This window comes from Rhodococcus sp. BP22, from assembly GCF_014281965.1.
Taxonomy (GTDB): Bacteria; Actinomycetota; Actinomycetes; order Mycobacteriales; family Mycobacteriaceae; genus Rhodococcoides.
The window spans coordinates 242847-260737 of the sequence record NZ_JACFTB010000003.1; the positions used below are offsets into that span (position 1 = coordinate 242847).

Here is a 17891-nt window from a genome sequence, read left to right on the forward strand (position 1 = left end):
TGGCCGGTGGCTGTGTACCTACCGATGGATCGATAGAAGACAAGTAACTAAGTTACTGAGTAGTAGGGTTGTGAGTGTGACGTCAAACACCGACACCCAGGAGGCGACACCGTCGTCCCCTGGGTCGAAGAACAAAGCCAGGCCGGTCCTGATCGGCGTATCCATCGTTGCCGTCGCAGCTCTCGTCGCTGCGGTGTGGTTCGGAATAGGCTGGGGGCGAGCCCTCTTCGTCGACAAGCCCATCGCCGACACCCGAGATTCTGCGTTGACAGGCGCACAGCAGGTGGCGATCAATCTCAACACCGTCGACGCAGCCAATATCGACCAGTCGTTCGAGGACATGAAGTCCTCTATCACCGGTGACTCTATGTTGAACGACCTGACTTCCACTCAGTCGACCATTTCCGACGCAGTACGCAATTCGGGTGCCAAAGGTTCAGCCGAACTGCTGCACGGGACCCTCACCGAACTCAGCGCCGATGAGGGAACCGCAACGGCGCTCGTGGTCATCGCAACGACCACGACCTGGCCGGATCGCCCCGCAGTCAAAAGCAAGCTGACCTTGCGTCTGTTCATGGAAGAAGTGGACGGTACGTGGAAGGCCAACAAGGTCGACCCCGTAGGGACCGGAATCGCCCTCGACAACGGTGCCGGCGATCCGAACGCGGTGCCGACGAATCCGAATGCAGTGCCGGTCGATCCGAACGCAGTCCCGACGGATCCGAACGCTGTGCCGGTTGATCCGAACGCGGCACCGTCCACAATCGAAGGTCCCGCGGCGGTACCCGACGCAACCGGTGGGCAGTAAGCCCGTCCGGATGTTTCGTCGAACCACATGTGCGTCGGTCGAAGAACATATCTCACAAGGAGTTGTCCGCAGTGCCTCCTCAGCGCCGGAAAATAGTTCCACCCAACACCACCAGCAAGGCCCGCAAGAAGGTCGCCGGATCGAACCGAACTCAGAGCGGCGAACCTGCACAGGTGCAGGATTCTGCCATTCGCGAAGCGTCTCCAGCGGTGAATACGACTGGCGTCGGCCCCTCAGGCGGTACAGAAGCGGCTGACACGACGTCCCCTGCGACGCCGAAGGTGTCCATTGCGAAGGCTGAGAAAGCAGACGCGGCAGAGCCCGTCGATGCTCCGAAAGTCGGCGCTGTCACCGCTTCGAAACGAACCAACTGGAAACCGGTGATCGTGGTCGGCACAGTCGCCGTCGTCCTGGCCGCGTTTGCAGTGGTTGCGGCGTTTCGACCTGGTGCGACCATCGACAACCAGGCCTGGGTAGACCAGGGCGCAACGTCCGAGGCCACTCGTGCTGCGACGGATGCCGTCGTTACTTTGTACTCGTATAAAGACACGACCATCGACGAGGATTTCGACAGGGCGCGAACCTACCTCAATCCACAGATGCTGTCCGATTTCAACGAGGCGGCCGAGACGACGAAGTCGGCGGTTCAGCAGACCCAGACAGCGACAGAGGCCAGCTTGACCGATATCGGTGTCACGATCCTCGAGGACGACAAGGCTGAACTCGTTGCGAACTTGAATGTCAGTGCGACTCGAGAAGGTGTCGCGCAAGGCAACGCCGAAGGACCGATCACCATCAACCTCGAGAAGGTCGACGGGAAGTGGCTGTTGTCGGCGCTGTCGGACAAGTAGCACTTTCGTAGGATCGTGGCCGGGCCGATCGGGGCATGGGATCGGATACACGCAAAAGGTCCGTCCAAACTGCGGTTAACATCGCGACTGCGTCCTGCAGTGGGGCGAGCTCTGGTTGCTCGAGGTCGCCGCGGGGTGCGCGGGCGGCCAGGGGCGGGTTTCGCGAGATCACGGAGCAGTCATGACCGACACGACAAGTGCACGAGTTTCAACGCAGTCCTCCGGGAGGGTCGGATTTTCGGAGCGGGTGAACCCCGAGCTGATGCGGCTGTTGAGCGCCGTCGACCTGGACACGGAGTATGTCCGGGGCGACGGCACAGTCTTGTTCGACGCCGAAGGTCGAAGCTACCTCGATTTCGCGGGCGCATATGGGGCCTTGCCTTTCGGGCACAATCCTCGAGCTGTGTGGCAGGCGATGGACGCCGTACGCAACAGTGGTGAGGCCGTCTTCGTACAACCGGCTGTGCTCTCTGCGGCCGGGGATCTTGCGTCGAGTTTGGCCTCTGTCGCGCCTGCAGGCCTGGGGCGGGTCACGTTTGTCAACAGTGGCGCCGAGGCGGTGGAGGTCGCCATCAAGATCGCACGATCAGCGACAGGGCGACTGGGAGTTCTCAGTACCCACAACAGCTTTCACGGAAAAACCCTCGGCGCACTGTCGGCCACCGGGAATGCCAAGTATCAGGCGGGCTTCGGCGCTCCGGCCCCCGGGTTTGCCACTATTGCGTTCGGTGACAGTGACGCGCTCGACGCAGCGCTCACCGACAATCCAGATCAGTACGCGGTGTTCATGGTCGAACCCATCCAGGGGGAGGGTGGGGTAATCACGCCACCGGAGGGATACCTGCGTCGCGTACGTGAAATCTGCTCTGCGCATGGAGTTCTCATGGCAGTGGACGAAGTGCAGACCGGGCTGGGGCGAACTGGAAGGCTGTTCGCCTGCGAACACGAATCGGTAGTTCCGGACATCTTGACGCTTGCCAAGGCTCTGGGCGGCGGCGTTCTGCCCAGTGGCGCAGTGCTGTGCAAGCCTGAGTTGGTTGGCGAAAGCTTCTCTCTCCGTCACACTTCGACGTTCGCCGGAAATGCCTTGACCGCTCGCGTCGGAGTGGCCGTGGTGAATGAATTGATTGCCGACAGTCAGGCGCTGGTCCGAAGAGTCCGTGACTGCGGTGAGGTGTTGAAGCGTGAATTGGAAGGGGTCGCACAGAAGTATCCGTCGGTCGTCACCGATGTTCGTGGGCGTGGACTTCTCCTCGGCGTCGAGTTGACGGCCGACATCAATTTCGTGGGTGTGCAGTCGCTCCTCGGCTCCATCGCACATCAGGAGAACCTTGCGGTGATGATCTCCTCATACCTGTCACGGGTCGAAGGAATACGTCTCGCGCCGACGCTGTTCGGGGCGCGGGTACTTCGTGTCGAACCACCACTGACCGTGTCCGACTCCGAATGCCGTCAATTCGTGGCAGCTTTGGATCGCGCCCTCGCCTTCGTGGCAGAGGGTGATCTGGGCGGTCTGATAGGCCACCTCGTCGGACGGCCGGCCAAAGCGGAGCCGACGGTATATCCGACGGGGGCACGGCGGATCCCACACATACCGGCACAGGAGAACGACCACCGATTCGGCTTCATCGCGCACCCCCTGAACTTGGAGGTGTTCGGCGCGTTCGATCCGACCCTTGTCGAATTCACACACGCGGAACGGGCGGAACTGTTGAATCGATTCGCTTCGGCAACCTCGGAATTGAATCCGTCACCGTTCGTCATCGGAAGTGGCCGAGTCGTTCCGACTTCAGGGGATGCCGCGCACGGGTACCTGATCGGATTGCCGTACACCTCTGCGGCGCTACTCCAGTTGCCGCCCGAGGTAGCGGTGGCATCGGTAGCGGCCGCGGTGGAGTTGGCCTTCGACGCGGGAGCCGAAGTTGTAGGTCTGGGTGGGTATTCGTCGGTGGTCACCGCCAACGGTCTGGCGCTCGGTGAGATGTCGGGTGTCGTGACGACGGGAAATTCGTTCACCGCGGCAGCCAGTATCCGCGCGGTGCGACGTGTCTGCGCTGAGCGGGGGCTCGACCTTCCAGATCTTCGCGTGACCATCCTCGGTGCCGCGGGTGCGATCGGTCGGACGATTGCGCGAGCTCTGGCGCCCGACGTCGGCACCGTCACTTTGGTAGGCCGCCCCGGCGAACGGGGCCAGATTGCCCCGAAGCTGTGGGATGCCGCAATCGAAATCGCAGCAGCCGCGCGTGGCGGGAGAGGTGCACTGGCCGATGCGGCAGAGCGGGCAGGTGGATCGGTCGACGACTTGATCGGATCAGGGCATCTGGAATTCTTCGATGACCCGGCGGCGGGCGTAGCGCACGCACATATCGTGATCGCGGCGACGTCGGCCCCCCACGCGCTGATCGAAGCAGCCGACCTGGCTCCGAACGCGATTGTGTGTGACGTCGCTCAGCCGCCGAACATTCCTTACGACGTCGGCCTCGTCCGCCCCGACGTGACCGTGTTCGACGGTGGGATCGTGCGTCTGCCCGAGGGTTCGGACTTCGGTCTTACTTTCGGCCTCGCACCTGGCCTGACTTACGCATGCTTCGCCGAGACGATGTTGTTGTCGTTGTCTCGGCAATTCGAACTTCGTAGCCTCGGTACCGCTCTGGACGGTGCGAATGTCGAACGGCTCGGAGAGTTGGCCGACCGCTACGGTTTCGAGCTGGCAGAGGCGACCCGCTGGCGCGAGACGAAGTAGGGACGAGCCGGTAGCGGTGGTGACGGGTGGGCGTGGTCGAGTGGCTGCTGCCCGCCCGGTACGTCGCGGCCCTATCGCTTGAATGGCGCACCCAAGTCATCTGATCGTATGAATGGCACATCGAAGCGATGGTGGGGTGAGGTGCGCCTCGGTTCGGCCAAACCGGACTGTAAAGCGCATGGAAAGCGCATGGAATACGCATGGAACGCAGACTCGCCGACCGGCCCTCTTGACGCGCGGGCGCGCAGGGTCCAGTCTTGTCGTCGTAAGCACCCCCGCGGTGAACGACCGGAGTGTTCGGTCGAACGCACGGTCTGCGACTCGCCGTTCTCAGGGCCTCGCAGGATCGAATCCCGGGTGCTACTTTTGATGCCCCTGTTGCGCCGTGCGCACGTATGGGGTACCTTTGGACGTTGCGCTGGGTGCCTCCTGTCCACCTCTCGATTGCTGTGCTGCGAAGTGATTACTTCGTCGGTGTTGTGATGGGGATTCGTTCGGGTTGTGACCAGCGAATTCGCCCCACATTAAGCAAGCAGATACAGCGGCGGTCGCACTGCACGAGCGGCCCGCGTGAGGTGCTGGAAGGACGCATCTTGGCAGTCTCTAGCCAGACCAAGGCAGTTGTCGGAACACCGGGAGCCCCGAGGAGGGTTTCGTTCGCGAATATTCGCGAGCCGTTGGAGGTACCCGGTCTCCTAGATGTACAGACGGACTCTTTCGAATGGCTGGTAGGTGCGCAGAGTTGGCGCGACCGTGCCGCCGCGCGCGGAGACAGTGGTGTCTCCGGCGGTCTCGAGGACATCCTGACCGAGCTGTCCCCGATCGAGGACTTCTCGGGCTCTATGTCCCTTTCCTTCTCTGATCCACGGTTCGACGAGGTCAAGGCCTCGATGGACGAGTGCAAAGACAAGGACATGACGTACGCGGCGCCATTGTTCGTGACGGCCGAGTTCATCAACAACAACACCGGTGAGATCAAAAGCCAGACGGTCTTCATGGGTGATTTCCCCATGATGACCGGCAAGGGCACGTTCATTATCAACGGCACCGAGCGTGTCGTCGTCTCCCAGCTCGTCCGCTCTCCAGGCGTCTACTTCGATCATTCGGTCGACAAGACGACGGAGAAGGACCTGCACAGCGTCAAGGTCATTCCTGGTCGCGGTGCCTGGTTGGAGTTCGACGTAGACAAGCGCGACACCGTCGGTGTTCGTATCGACCGTAAGCGTCGCCAGCCCGTCACGGTGCTGCTGAAGGCTCTCGGCTGGTCCACGGAGCAGATCACGGAGCGCTTCGGCTTCTCCGAGATCCTCATGGCCACGCTGGAGAAGGACAACACAGCCGGTACCGACGAGGCGCTTCTCGATATCTACCGCAAGTTGCGTCCGGGCGAGCCGCCCACGAAGGAGAGCGCGCAGACGCTCCTGGAGAACTTGTTCTTCAAGGACAAGCGCTACGACCTCGCTCGCGTGGGTCGTTACAAGATCAACAAGAAGCTCGGCCTCAATGCAGGTCAGCCGATCGTCGCTTCGACGCTCACTGAAGAAGACATCGTCGCCACCATCGAGTACCTCGTGCGTTTGCACGCAGGTGACACCTCGATGACGGCACCGGATGGTGTCGAGGTTCCCGTCGAGGTCGACGATATCGACCACTTCGGTAACCGTCGTCTCCGTACCGTCGGTGAGCTGATTCAGAACCAGATCCGCGTGGGGCTTTCCCGCATGGAGCGCGTCGTTCGTGAACGTATGACGACTCAGGATGTCGAGGCCATCACGCCGCAGACCCTGATCAACATCCGTCCCGTCGTCGCCGCGATCAAGGAGTTCTTCGGAACCTCCCAGCTGTCGCAGTTCATGGACCAGAACAACCCGCTGTCGGGTCTGACGCACAAGCGTCGCCTGTCGGCTCTCGGACCGGGTGGTCTCTCTCGTGAGCGCGCCGGCCTCGAGGTCCGTGACGTTCACCCGTCGCACTACGGCCGTATGTGCCCCATCGAGACCCCTGAAGGCCCGAACATCGGCCTGATCGGTTCGCTGTCGGTATACGCACGGGTCAATCCGTTCGGCTTCATCGAGACCCCGTACCGCAAGGTCGTCGACGGTCAGGTCACCGACGATGTCGATTACCTGACGGCCGATGAAGAGGATCGCCACACGCTCGCACAGGCCAACGCGCCTCTGGACGACAGCGACCATTTCGTCGAGGACAAGATTCTTGTTCGCCGTAAGGGTGGCGAGGTCGAGTTCGTGTCGTCTTCGGACATCGACTACATGGACGTTTCACCGCGCCAGATGGTCTCGGTCGCAACCGCGATGATTCCGTTCCTCGAGCACGACGATGCCAACCGTGCCCTGATGGGTGCGAACATGCAGCGTCAGGCTGTTCCGCTGGTACGCAGCGAATCGCCGATCGTCGGTACCGGCATGGAACTGCGCGCCGCAGTCGATGCAGGCGACGTCGTGATCAGCGAAATGACCGGTGTGGTCGAAGAGGTCTCCGCCGACTACGTCACGGTCATGGCCGACGACGGTAGCCGCAAGACCTACCGGATGCGCAAGTTTGCGCGTTCCAACCAGGGCACGTGTGCCAACCAGCGTCCGATCGTGGACGAGGGTCAGCGCGTCGAGTCCGGTCAGGTCCTCGCCGACGGCCCATGCACCGAAGACGGTGAAATGGCGCTCGGCAAGAACCTGCTCGTGGCGATCATGCCGTGGGAAGGCCACAACTACGAGGACGCGATCATTCTTTCGCAGCGTCTCGTGGAAGAGGACGTTCTCACCTCGATTCACATCGAGGAGCACGAGATCGATGCCCGCGACACCAAGCTCGGTGCCGAGGAGATCACTCGCGACATTCCGAACGTGTCCGATGAGGTCCTCGCTGACCTCGACGAGCGCGGCATCATCCGTATCGGTGCCGAAGTTCGTGACGGCGACGTGCTGGTCGGAAAGGTCACGCCGAAGGGCGAGACCGAGCTGACCCCGGAAGAGCGTCTCCTGCGTGCCATCTTCGGTGAGAAGGCTCGCGAGGTTCGCGATACTTCCCTCAAGGTTCCGCACGGCGAGAACGGAAAGGTCATCGGCATTCGCGTGTTCTCACGCGACGACGACGACGATCTGCCTCCCGGCGTCAACGAGTTGGTCCGCGTGTACGTCGCCCAGAAGCGCAAGATTCAGGACGGCGACAAGCTCGCAGGCCGGCACGGTAACAAGGGCGTCATCGGCAAGATCCTCCCGCAGGAGGACATGCCTTTCCTGTCCGACGGCACCCCGATCGACATCATCCTCAACACTCACGGCGTTCCGCGTCGTATGAACATCGGTCAGATCTTGGAGACCCACCTCGGGTGGATCGGCAAGACCGGCTGGAATGTTCAAGTGGCCACGGACGGCACCCGGCCCGATTGGGCCGAGCGCCTTCCGGAGGAGATGCTCTCGGCACCCGCGGACAGCAATATCGCTACCCCGGTGTTCGACGGCGCCAAGGAGAATCAGCTGACCGGCCTGCTGGCCAGCACGATTCCCAACCGTGACGGCGAGCAGATGGTCGGTCCGGACGGAAAGGCCACCTTGTTCGACGGCCGTTCCGGCGAGCCGTTCCCGTACCCGGTGTCCGTGGGCTACATGTACATCATCAAGCTGCACCACTTGGTCGACGACAAGATCCACGCTCGTTCGACCGGGCCGTACTCGATGATCACTCAGCAGCCCCTCGGCGGTAAAGCGCAGTTCGGTGGACAGCGCTTCGGTGAGATGGAGTGCTGGGCCATGCAGGCCTACGGCGCTGCGTACACGCTGCAGGAGCTTCTCACCATCAAGTCGGACGACGTTGTCGGCCGCGTGAAGGTGTACGAAGCGATCGTCAAGGGCGAGAACATTCCCGAGCCCGGTATCCCAGAGTCCTTCAAGGTGCTCCTCAAGGAGCTCCAGTCACTGTGCCTCAATGTGGAGGTGCTGTCCTCGGACGGCGCTGCCATCACGATGGCCGACGGTGACGACGAGGACCTCGAGCGTGCCGCGGCCAACCTGGGAATCAACCTCTCCCGCAACGAAGCTGCAACGGTCGACGACCTCGCTCAGTAGTTCTACGGTCCTCGGGCCTGCGGTTATCGCAGGCCCGAGGGCGCTCTTTCTCATATGACTGTTCTCAATGGCAGTTTGGTACAACACCCATAACGGGGAAAGGAAGTTACGTGCTCGACGTCAACTTCTTCGATGAACTTCGCATTGGCCTCGCCACTGCGGACGACATCCGTCAGTGGTCCTACGGTGAGGTCAAAAAGCCGGAGACTATCAACTACCGCACGCTCAAGCCCGAGAAGGACGGCCTCTTCTGCGAGAAGATCTTCGGCCCCACTCGGGACTGGGAGTGCTACTGCGGTAAGTACAAGCGTGTCCGGTTCAAGGGCATCATCTGTGAGCGTTGTGGCGTCGAGGTCACTCGCGCCAAGGTGCGTCGTGAGCGCATGGGTCACATCGAACTCGCCGCTCCCGTCACGCACATCTGGTACTTCAAGGGTGTGCCTTCACGTCTGGGTTACCTGCTCGACCTGGCTCCGAAGGATCTCGAAAAGATCATCTACTTCGCCGCCTACGTCATCACGACGGTCGACGACGAGCTCCGTCACAACGAGCTGTCGACTCTCGAGGCCGAGATGGAGGTCGAGAAGAAGTCTGTCGCCGATCAGCGTGACGCCGACCTCGAAGCTCGTGCGCAGAAGCTCGAGGCCGACATCGCCGAGCTCGAAGCCGAGGGCGCCAAGTCGGACGTACGTCGCAAGGTGAAGGACGGCGGCGAGCGCGAAATGCGTCAGCTGCGCGACCGTTCGCAGCGCGAGCTGGATCGTCTGGAAGAGATCTGGACTACGTTCACGAAGCTGACCCCGAAGCAGCTCATCGTCGACGAGCTCATCTACCGCGAGCTCATCGACCGGTACGGCGAGTACTTCACGGGCGCCATGGGTGCCGAGTCGATCCAGAAGCTCATGCAGACCTTCGACATCGACGCCGAGGCAGAGTCGCTGCGCGAGACCATTCGTAGCGGCAAGGGCCAGAAGAAGCTTCGCGCGCTCAAGCGTCTGAAGGTCGTCGCGGCCTTCCAGAACAACCGCAACTCGCCGATGGGCATGGTGCTCGACGCTGTTCCGGTCATCCCACCGGAGCTTCGCCCGATGGTTCAGCTCGACGGTGGACGTTTCGCGACGTCCGACCTCAACGACCTGTACCGCCGTGTCATCAACCGCAACAACCGCCTCAAGCGTCTGATCGATCTCGGTGCTCCCGAGATCATCGTCAACAACGAGAAGCGGATGCTGCAGGAGTCGGTCGACGCACTGTTCGACAACGGCCGTCGTGGACGTCCGGTCACCGGACCGGGTAACCGTCCGCTGAAGTCGCTGTCCGACTTGCTCAAGGGCAAGCAGGGTCGCTTCCGTCAGAACCTCCTCGGCAAGCGCGTCGACTACTCGGGTCGTTCCGTGATCGTCGTCGGTCCTCAGCTCAAGCTGCACCAGTGTGGTCTGCCGAAGCTGATGGCACTCGAGCTGTTCAAGCCGTTCGTGATGAAGCGCCTGGTGGATCTCAACCATGCGCAGAACATCAAGTCGGCCAAGCGCATGGTCGAGCGTCAGCGTCCGCAGGTGTGGGATGTCCTCGAAGAGGTCATTGCCGAGCACCCGGTGCTGCTGAACCGTGCACCTACCCTGCACAGGTTGGGCATCCAGGCGTTCGAGCCACAGCTCGTCGAGGGCAAGGCAATCCAGCTGCACCCGCTCGTGTGTGAGGCGTTCAACGCCGACTTCGACGGTGACCAGATGGCTGTTCACCTGCCGCTGTCCGCAGAGGCTCAGGCCGAGGCACGCATCTTGATGCTGTCCTCGAACAACATCCTCTCGCCTGCGTCGGGCCGTCCGCTCGCCATGCCGCGTCTGGACATGGTCACGGGTCTGTTCCACTTGACTCGTCTCGACGACGGTGCCATCGGTGAACGTGCCGACGCCAAGACTGACCATGCCGAGTTCGGTGCGTACTCCAGCCCGGCCGAGGCCCAGATGGCCGTCGACCGCGGTTCGCTCACCGTGCAGTCGTTGATCAAGGTTCGGTTGACGCTGCAGCGTCCGCCGCGCGACATCGAGACCGAGCGTTTCCCCGACGGTTGGCGTCGTGGCGAGGCTTGGATCGCGGAAACGACATTGGGACGCGTTCTCTTCAACGAGCTGCTGCCGGCGGACTACCCGTTCGTCAACGAGCAGATGCCGAAGAAGCGTCAGGCGACGATCATCAACGATCTCGCCGAGCGTTACCCGATGATCGTTGTTGCGCAGACCGTCGACAAGCTGAAGGACACAGGCTTCTACTGGGCCACGCGCTCGGGTGTCACGATCTCCATCTCCGATGTCCTCGTGCCGCCGGAGAAGCCGGCGATCATGGAGACCTTCGAGGCGCAGGCCGATCAGATCGAGAAGAAGTACCAGCGTGGCGCACTCGACAAGATCGAGCGCAACTCTGCATTGGTCAAGATCTGGCAGGACGCGACCGAGCAGGTCGGTAAGGCCATGGAGGCACACTTCCCCGACGACAACCCCATCCCGATGATCGTGAAGTCCGGCGCAGCCGGAAACATGACTCAGGTGCGGTCGCTCGCCGGCATGAAGGGCCTGGTGACCAACCCGAAGGGTGAGTTCATCCCGCGTCCGATCAAGTCTTCCTTCAAGGAAGGCCTGACGGTCCTCGAGTACTTCATCAACACGCACGGTGCTCGTAAGGGTCTGGCGGATACGGCACTTCGTACCGCTGACTCGGGCTACCTGACCCGTCGTCTCGTCGACGTCTCGCAGGATGTCATCGTTCGGGAAACCGACTGTGGCACCGAGCGCGGCATCAACACGACCATCGCCGAGAAGCTTGCCGATGGCACGATGATCCGCGACGCTCACGTCGAGACCAGCACGTACGCCCGCACGTTGGCGAGCGATGCTGTCGACGCGAACGGCACGGTCATCGTCGCTCGTGGACATGACCTCGGCGACCCGGCCATCGATGCGTTGCTCGAAGCGGGCGTCACGTCGGTCAAGGTTCGTTCGGTCCTGACCTGCACCACCGGTACCGGCGTCTGCGCCACTTGCTACGGCCGTTCGATGGCCACCGGCAAGCTGGTCGACATCGGTGAGGCTGTCGGTATCGTCGCCGCACAGTCGATCGGTGAGCCCGGTACTCAGTTGACCATGCGTACCTTCCACCAGGGTGGTGTCGCCGGAGATGACATCACCGGTGGTCTGCCTCGCGTGCAGGAACTGTTCGAGGCACGTGTGCCGAAGGGCAAGGCTCCGATCGCGGACGTGTCGGGTCGCATCCAGCTCGAGGACGGAGATCGTTTCTACAAGATCACCATCGTCCCGGACGACGGCGGTGAGGAGGTTGTCTACGACAAGCTCTCCAAGCGTCAGCGTCTGCGTGCTTTCAAGCACGACGACGGCACCGAGCGACTTCTGTCGGACGGTGACCACGTCGAGGTTGGCCAGCAGCTCATGGAAGGTGCTGCCGATCCGCATGAGGTTCTGCGCGTGATGGGTCCTCGCCAGGTTCAGATCCACCTGGTCAACGAGGTCCAGGAGGTGTACCGGTCGCAGGGTGTGTCGATTCACGACAAGCACATCGAGACGATCGTGCGCCAGATGCTCCGTCGTGTCACGATCATCGACTCCGGCTCCACCGAATTCCTGCCCGGTTCACTTACCGAGCGCAGCGAATTCGAGGCGTCGAACCGTCGCGTCGTGTCCGAAGGTGGCGAGCCCGCAGCCGGACGTCCGGTCCTGATGGGTATCACCAAGGCCTCGCTGGCAACCGATTCGTGGCTGTCTGCAGCGTCCTTCCAGGAGACCACTCGTGTGCTTACCGATGCGGCGATCAACTGCCGTAGCGACAAGCTCATAGGTCTGAAGGAGAACGTCATCATCGGAAAGCTCATCCCGGCTGGTACCGGCATCAACCGGTACCGGAACATCCAGGTGCAGCCGACCGAAGAGGCGCGTGCCGCGGCATACGCGGTGCCGTCGTACGACGATCAGTACTACAGCCCGGATGGCTTCGGAGCCAACACCGGCGCAGCAGTGCCGCTCGACGACTACGGCTTCTCCAACGAGTACCGCTAGCCAGTAACGCCAAGAGGCCCCGCACCTACTGGGTGCGGGGCCTCTTTGTGCGACAACGAATCAAGCCCCGCACTCCGACTTCGGTCGGGAGGCGGGGCTTTTTCGTGCACGGGTGGCGCCGGGTTCGAATCGAACTACCGACCGTCGGCAATCACTTTCGCGATGTTCCGTTCGGCCAGGGCGGTGATGGTGAGCGAGGGGTTGGCTGCGCCCGTACTGCCGGGGATCAGGGCGCCGTCGACGACATAGAGTCCTTCGTGTCCTTTGACGCGTCCGTACGAGTCGGTGACGTCGCCGAGGACCGCACCACCGAGTGGGTGGGCGGTGAAGGTGTCGTCGACGTCGCGGGTGAACGGTTCCGCGGAGACCACGGTGCCGCCGGCCTGAGCCATCTTGTTCTGCACTGCGCGTAGTGCTTCGACGGTGTCACGGCTGCCGCCCTTCGGCCAGTTGAGCGTCATCGAGTCGGTGGCGGCGTTGTACTGGAAGTCGGCCCGCAGTGGGTCGATCGTCATGCCGAGCGAGCCGATGAAGCCGAGGTCCGTGGGTACGCCTGGGACATACCAGTTCTCGACGGTGAGGGGGAGTCCGGAATCGTCGACGATTCGGGAGGCGCACGGTGCGCCTTGCGGAACGCCTGCAGCAGGTCCGAGCGATCGCGTCATCGAGGCGTCGCCGTTGGTGCCCCAACCGCGACCGACGAACTCGTTCAGATTGCCCAAGGTGCCGGTTGCCTGCGCACGCACGAGAAGCTCTGTGGTGCCGATCGATCCGGCTCCGAGTACGAGTTTGTCGCACGTGAGCGTACGGGTTTCGAGAATGTTGCCTACCGCGTCGAGGCGTCGTACCTCGACGCGGTAGCGGCCGCCGGATTCAGTGCCGATCGAGGCGACTTCGTGGCTGTGGCAGACGGTTGCTCGTCCGGTGTTCTCGGCCTGCGGGATGTAGTTCTGGGTCAGATCGTGCTTGGCGCCGTTGGAGTTTCCGAAGGTGCTTGCTCCGACGGTTGCGGACGGGCGGGACCGCCCGGTCATCTCGTCGCGCAGGACGTTCCAGTTCCAGTTTCCGTCGACTCGCTCGGGTTGGTAACCGGCGCGTCGGGCGTGGTCGTCCCAGGTGCGGGAGTGCGCGAAATTTTCGCTGTTGTAGATGTCCCCGGGCATCTGTGACGGCATCAGCATCGATCGGGCCTTGGGGTACCAGGTTCCGGCCATGTCGTCGTAGCTGAGCCTGCCGCCGAAGGAGAGGTCGAAGAATCGGCGTTCCGGTGCGATCGTGACGCCGGTGTAGACGATGGATCCTCCGCCGACAGCGGCGCCGCGCCAGACGGAGAGGTTCTCGAAGCGGGTGGTGTCGAGTACACCGCCGAACCTGTCCACGGGCCCGACCGGTAGGCCGGTGATGTTGGTGAACGAATCTTGTTGCCACAGGCCACGGCCGTCGGCGGTCATGTCGGCGGTGAAGATCTCGCGCCATGGGTCCCTCGGCCAGCGTAGACCGCGTTCGAGGACGGTGACCTGACTACCAGCCTGCGCGAGGCGTAGCGCGGCTGCGCTGGCACCGAAGCCGGAACCGATGACGATGACCGACGAGTGCTCCGGCGGTCGTGGCGGTTCGGCGAAGATTTCTGGGACGAGTGACCGGATGGAGCCGACGCCGATGGGGATCGCGTGTGCTCGTGTTCCGGACAGAAGTGGAGGTGCGGTAAGTCCAACGAGCCCTGCTGCTGCCAGTTGAAGGAGTTGCCTGCGTTTCACGTGTGTTTTGTCCCTTGAATTCGGTCGCGACTCGTCGGCCATTGTTCCTCATTGCGCAGCAGAAAAGCGACTGGTCTTTCGGATTGCGTGAGATTTGTCAGGAGCAGCCCGGGGTGAACAGGTTTTGCCAGCTCTTCCACAGGTGTGCCTGGGACACTGGCTCGAATGATCATCGTTCTGGGGGCCGTATTCGTTGCGGTCGCGTTGCTGGGCATTGCCGCGCATCTTGTCGATTCGACGGGTCAGTTCATGGCCGTTGCGGCCGCGCTTGCTCGTCTTCTCATGGTGGCGGCGGTTCCGGGTGCGGTGCTTCTCGGTGTGGGTGCCGGGTGGTGGGGCGTCGTAGCAGGGTCGTTGGTTGTCGCAGTTGCATTCTCGACTCAGTTCCCATTGATGCGGTCGCGGCTTCGTAAGCGCGGCGCTCAGGGCACGCCGTTCGGTGTGATGAGTGCCAACATCCTGCTGGGTGAGGCTGATCCGGGTGCTGTTGTGACTGCAGTGGATGCTCACGCGCCCGATGTGCTGACCGTGGTCGAGTTGACTCGTTCGGCGCACGAGGGGCTCGTTGCGGCGGGAATTCTCGAACGCCTTCCTTACACGTTCGTCAGCGCTGCGTCAGGTGGAAATGGGACCGGAATCTACTCGCGATATCCCATCGGTGACGAGACTCGGCACGATGGCTACATCACCGAATTGCTCTCGGCGCGGGTGCAGGTCCCCGATGGTCCATGGCCGCTCGTGTTTGCGGTGCACCCGGTGCCGCCGTGGCCACGGCACCCATCGGCGTGGGTGCGCGAACTTGCCGCGCTCAGGCAGTTGATGGACAAGATCCCGCTCGACGAGGGCCCGGTGGTGGTGTCGGGGGATTTCAATGCGACGTTCGACCACAAGAGGTACCGAGACTTGCTGAGCGATCGTTATCGTGACGCCGCGATGGAGGTCGGCGCTGGTCACTTGGCTACGTATTCTGCAGACGCGTGGTACCCGCCGTTGATAGCGATCGACCATATTCTCGTCAGCGACGCCGCGGTGATCGATGTGGGAGTCGTCGAGCTTCCTGGCTCCGATCACCGCGGCATCCGCGCGGACTTGCTGCTACGCGCGCCCTGAGGCGGTCAGTCTGTGTGGGCGTAGTCCGGGAGTTCTTGGACTGCCCATTTGTTTCCGTCGGGATCGGCGAAGAACACGAACTTGCCCCATCCCATGTCGACGACGGGGTCGACGTCGAGGCCTGCTGCGATGAGGTGCTTGCGCGCCTGTTCGGCGCTGGCGACGACGACCTGCATTCCCTCCACGCTTCCAGGTGCAGCTGTGGTGATGCCTTCGCCGATGGCGATGGAGCAGGCGGATCCGGGTGGGGTCAGCTGTACGAAGCGGATCCCCTCCGTCGGGCGCTCGTCGTAGTCTGCGTTGAATCCGATCTTGACGTAGAAGTCCTTGGCTCGGTCGACGTCGCTCACCGGGATCATGACGAGTTCGAGTTTGATGTCCATATTTCGTTCGCTCCCTTTCGTTGTGGTGACATCAAGCCTGCCAAGTATTGCGGACAGTTTCGGTCCGCGAGTCGAGTGTTCGTCAGGTGAACACTGCTGGCCGGAGAAATATGCAGACCCGATGAACTGTTGACGCTGGTGTGCTTCTGTCCATACTCGACCGCTCTCGCACGAGGACAGGTTTCGACGACGCGTCTGCTTTGGCCGGCTCGATCGAGCGCGCTGTCCACGCCGAACAGCTTGGTTACCATCGGTTCTGGGTGGCAGAGCATCACGGCGTTCCCGGTATCGCCAGTGGTGCCCCGTCGGTGTTGCTCGCGGCAATCGGCGCCCATACCTCGCGGATCCGGCTCGGTTCCGGTGGCGTCATGTTGCCGAACCATCAGCCGTTCGTCGTGGCCGAGCAGTTCGCGATGCTCGCCGCTCTCTACCCGGGGCGTGTGGACGTGGGTCTCGGGCGTTCGCTCGGCTTCACCGAACCTGTCCGCCGCGCGCTCCGAACCGGTCGTGAGGAAGCAGATACATTCGCCGACGATCTGGCCGAACTCGCGGGATATCTCGACGGGACGGGCCCGGTGACGGTCAGGCCGGCAGTTCCTGCCCCACCGATGTACGTCCTGGCAACTGGGAAGGGGTTGGCGATAGCAGCGAAAGCGGGATTGCCGGTGGTGGTCGGCGGCCCGATTCTCTGGGGCGACGGTGCCGAGATCGCAGCTTATCGACGTCAGTTCCGCGCCACCGAGCTCACGCCGAACCCGCGCGTCATCGTCTCGCTCGACATCATGATCGCGGACTCGGCAGCCCGCGCTCGCGAGTTGATGCTGCCCGAGGCCTGGGCAATGGCTCAATCGAGGAATACCGGTGAGTTTCCACCGCTCGTTCCTGCCCGAGATATCGATCTCGACGCCGCGCCCATTCGTACGCGGGAGCGGGTGGAACGTTCGATCGATTCATCGGTGCACGGCACTGCCCACGAAGTCGCCACTCGTCTCGACGAGCTGATCGAGCGCACCGACGCCGACGAGATCCTGGCGTCGACCTCGACGTACGACCGAACCGCGCTGGCGATGGCCGACGCCGAACTATGGAAGCTGTTCGCTCCCTCGCTGTCGTCTCGAGCCATCGCCGGGTGAAGGTGTTGCGCAGTACAGTGAAGAAAGAGGCGAATCAGTTACCGGAGAGGTCGTCATGGCAGGCAAAAAGCTGGACAGAGTTCATGCACAATCCGCGCTCGAGACAGTGCGTGAGAACCCGCTTATCGCGGTGATCGCTGCGGCGCCTGCCTTGGTCGTTTTCGGTCTCGTATGGTGGCTCGCCGGATTCGGAACCGCAGTGGTTCTACTTCTCGCGATCGGTGTCGTCGGCCTGGTCGTCGCCGAGTTGCGCAGCTAGTCCGTCGTTTCCCGGGGGACGTGAAACTGCGTGAGCGAGCACGTGCCCGGCCCCAGTTCGGTCCACGGCGTTGCGGTGGTCAGCACGGCGATGGCTGACGTCGGGAACTTCATGGTGATGGCATCGATAGCCGAGGACTCGTTTTCCGACGCCAGTTCCAGTGCCGTCCAGGGGATTCCGGGTGCGTGTCCGACTATGAGCAGGGTCGAAATGGCAGCTTCGGTCAGCGTGGCTTCCTCGATAACTTCTTCGGGAGAGCCGCCGTAGATCCGTTGTTCGAATCGCACCGGCGCATCGATGCCCGTCGCGATCAAGGTTTCTCGGGTGCGGGTGGCAGTGGAGCATACGACGGCGTCGATGTTGCCGACGTTCTCGGCTATCCAGCGGCCTGCGAGTGCTGCCTCGCGCTGGCCACGTTCTGCGAGGGGGCGATCGTGATCCGGCGTCCCTTCCGGGTAGCCGGATTTACCATGTCGCATGAGTACGAGGGTGCGCAGTTCGGCCATCGATCCACCGTATCGGGCCGGGGCCACCACATCCATATGCTTGCGCAGCGGAGGTCGCGATGCAGACCTCGGGGTGAGTACCTGCTACCTTGAACGCCGTTCAAGTTTGCGCTCACAAGGAGTCGTCATGGCAGGTCTCGAAGGTGCACAGAGCTCGGCAGCGTCCAGTTCCGAAGCAGTGTCCGGTTCCAA

General features: G+C 62.5%; 11 protein-coding genes. 8 read left to right on the forward strand and 3 right to left on the reverse strand.

Annotated features, from left to right (window positions below; all coding sequences use genetic code 11):
• The first annotated feature begins 76 nt into the window (after positions 1–76).
• The 5 genes from H2510_RS08535 to H2510_RS08555 all read left to right on the forward strand — a co-directional run bounded on the left by H2510_RS08535 (position 77) and on the right by H2510_RS08555 (position 12551).
• Positions 77–808, forward strand: coding sequence for a hypothetical protein (locus H2510_RS08535; protein ID WP_186627870.1), 732 nt, complete (start codon positions 77–79; stop codon positions 806–808).
• A gap of 71 nt (positions 809–879) precedes the next feature.
• The gene (locus H2510_RS08540; protein ID WP_186627871.1) at positions 880–1659 is read left to right on the forward strand and encodes a hypothetical protein; all 780 of its coding nucleotides are present in this window, start codon (positions 880–882) and stop codon (positions 1657–1659) included.
• Positions 1660–1840: 181 nt separating this feature from the next.
• Positions 1841–4402 carry an aminotransferase class III-fold pyridoxal phosphate-dependent enzyme gene (locus tag H2510_RS08545; RefSeq protein ID WP_186627872.1) on the forward strand — a complete coding sequence of 854 codons (2562 nt, stop codon included), beginning with the start codon at positions 1841–1843 and terminating at the stop codon, positions 4400–4402.
• Between the two features lie 575 nt (positions 4403–4977).
• A complete protein-coding gene (rpoB, locus tag H2510_RS08550) occupies positions 4978–8484 on the forward strand; it encodes a DNA-directed RNA polymerase subunit beta (RefSeq protein WP_136171201.1) in 3507 nt (1168 codons plus the stop codon).
• A gap of 110 nt (positions 8485–8594) precedes the next feature.
• Positions 8595–12551, forward strand: a complete 3957-nt coding sequence (locus H2510_RS08555; RefSeq protein WP_186627873.1) for a DNA-directed RNA polymerase subunit beta' — start codon at positions 8595–8597, stop codon at positions 12549–12551.
• Positions 12552–12685: 134 nt separating this feature from the next.
• Here H2510_RS08555 and H2510_RS08560 read toward each other — a convergent pair whose 3' ends face one another.
• The gene (locus H2510_RS08560; RefSeq protein WP_186627875.1) at positions 12686–14308 is read right to left on the reverse strand and encodes a GMC oxidoreductase; all 1623 of its coding nucleotides are present in this window, start codon (positions 14306–14308) and stop codon (positions 12686–12688) included.
• 165 nt (positions 14309–14473) lie between these two features.
• On the opposite strand from H2510_RS08560, the gene H2510_RS08565 reads away from it, so the two are divergent.
• Positions 14474–15418, forward strand: a complete 945-nt coding sequence (locus tag H2510_RS08565) for an endonuclease/exonuclease/phosphatase family protein (RefSeq protein ID WP_186627876.1) — start codon at positions 14474–14476, stop codon at positions 15416–15418.
• A gap of 5 nt (positions 15419–15423) precedes the next feature.
• On the opposite strand, the gene H2510_RS08570 is transcribed toward H2510_RS08565, so the two are convergent.
• Positions 15424–15801: a VOC family protein gene (locus H2510_RS08570; RefSeq protein WP_186627877.1), complete on the reverse strand. Its 378-nt coding sequence runs from the start codon at positions 15799–15801 to the stop codon at positions 15424–15426.
• A 140-nt stretch (positions 15802–15941) separates the two neighbouring features.
• Between H2510_RS08570 and H2510_RS08575 the strand changes: the two genes are divergently transcribed.
• Positions 15942–16934, forward strand: a complete 993-nt coding sequence (locus tag H2510_RS08575; protein WP_186627878.1) for an MsnO8 family LLM class oxidoreductase — start codon at positions 15942–15944, stop codon at positions 16932–16934.
• A 55-nt stretch (positions 16935–16989) separates the two neighbouring features.
• Positions 16990–17193 (forward strand): hypothetical protein, encoded by a 204-nt coding sequence (locus H2510_RS08580; RefSeq protein WP_186627879.1) that lies wholly within the window; start codon positions 16990–16992, stop codon positions 17191–17193.
• On the opposite strand, the gene H2510_RS08585 is transcribed toward H2510_RS08580, so the two are convergent.
• On the reverse strand, positions 17190–17699 hold the full coding sequence (locus H2510_RS08585; protein ID WP_186627880.1) for a histidine phosphatase family protein: 510 nt from the start codon (positions 17697–17699) through the stop codon (positions 17190–17192). The genes H2510_RS08580 and H2510_RS08585 overlap by 4 nt on opposite strands.
• Positions 17700–17891: the final 192 nt, after the last annotated feature.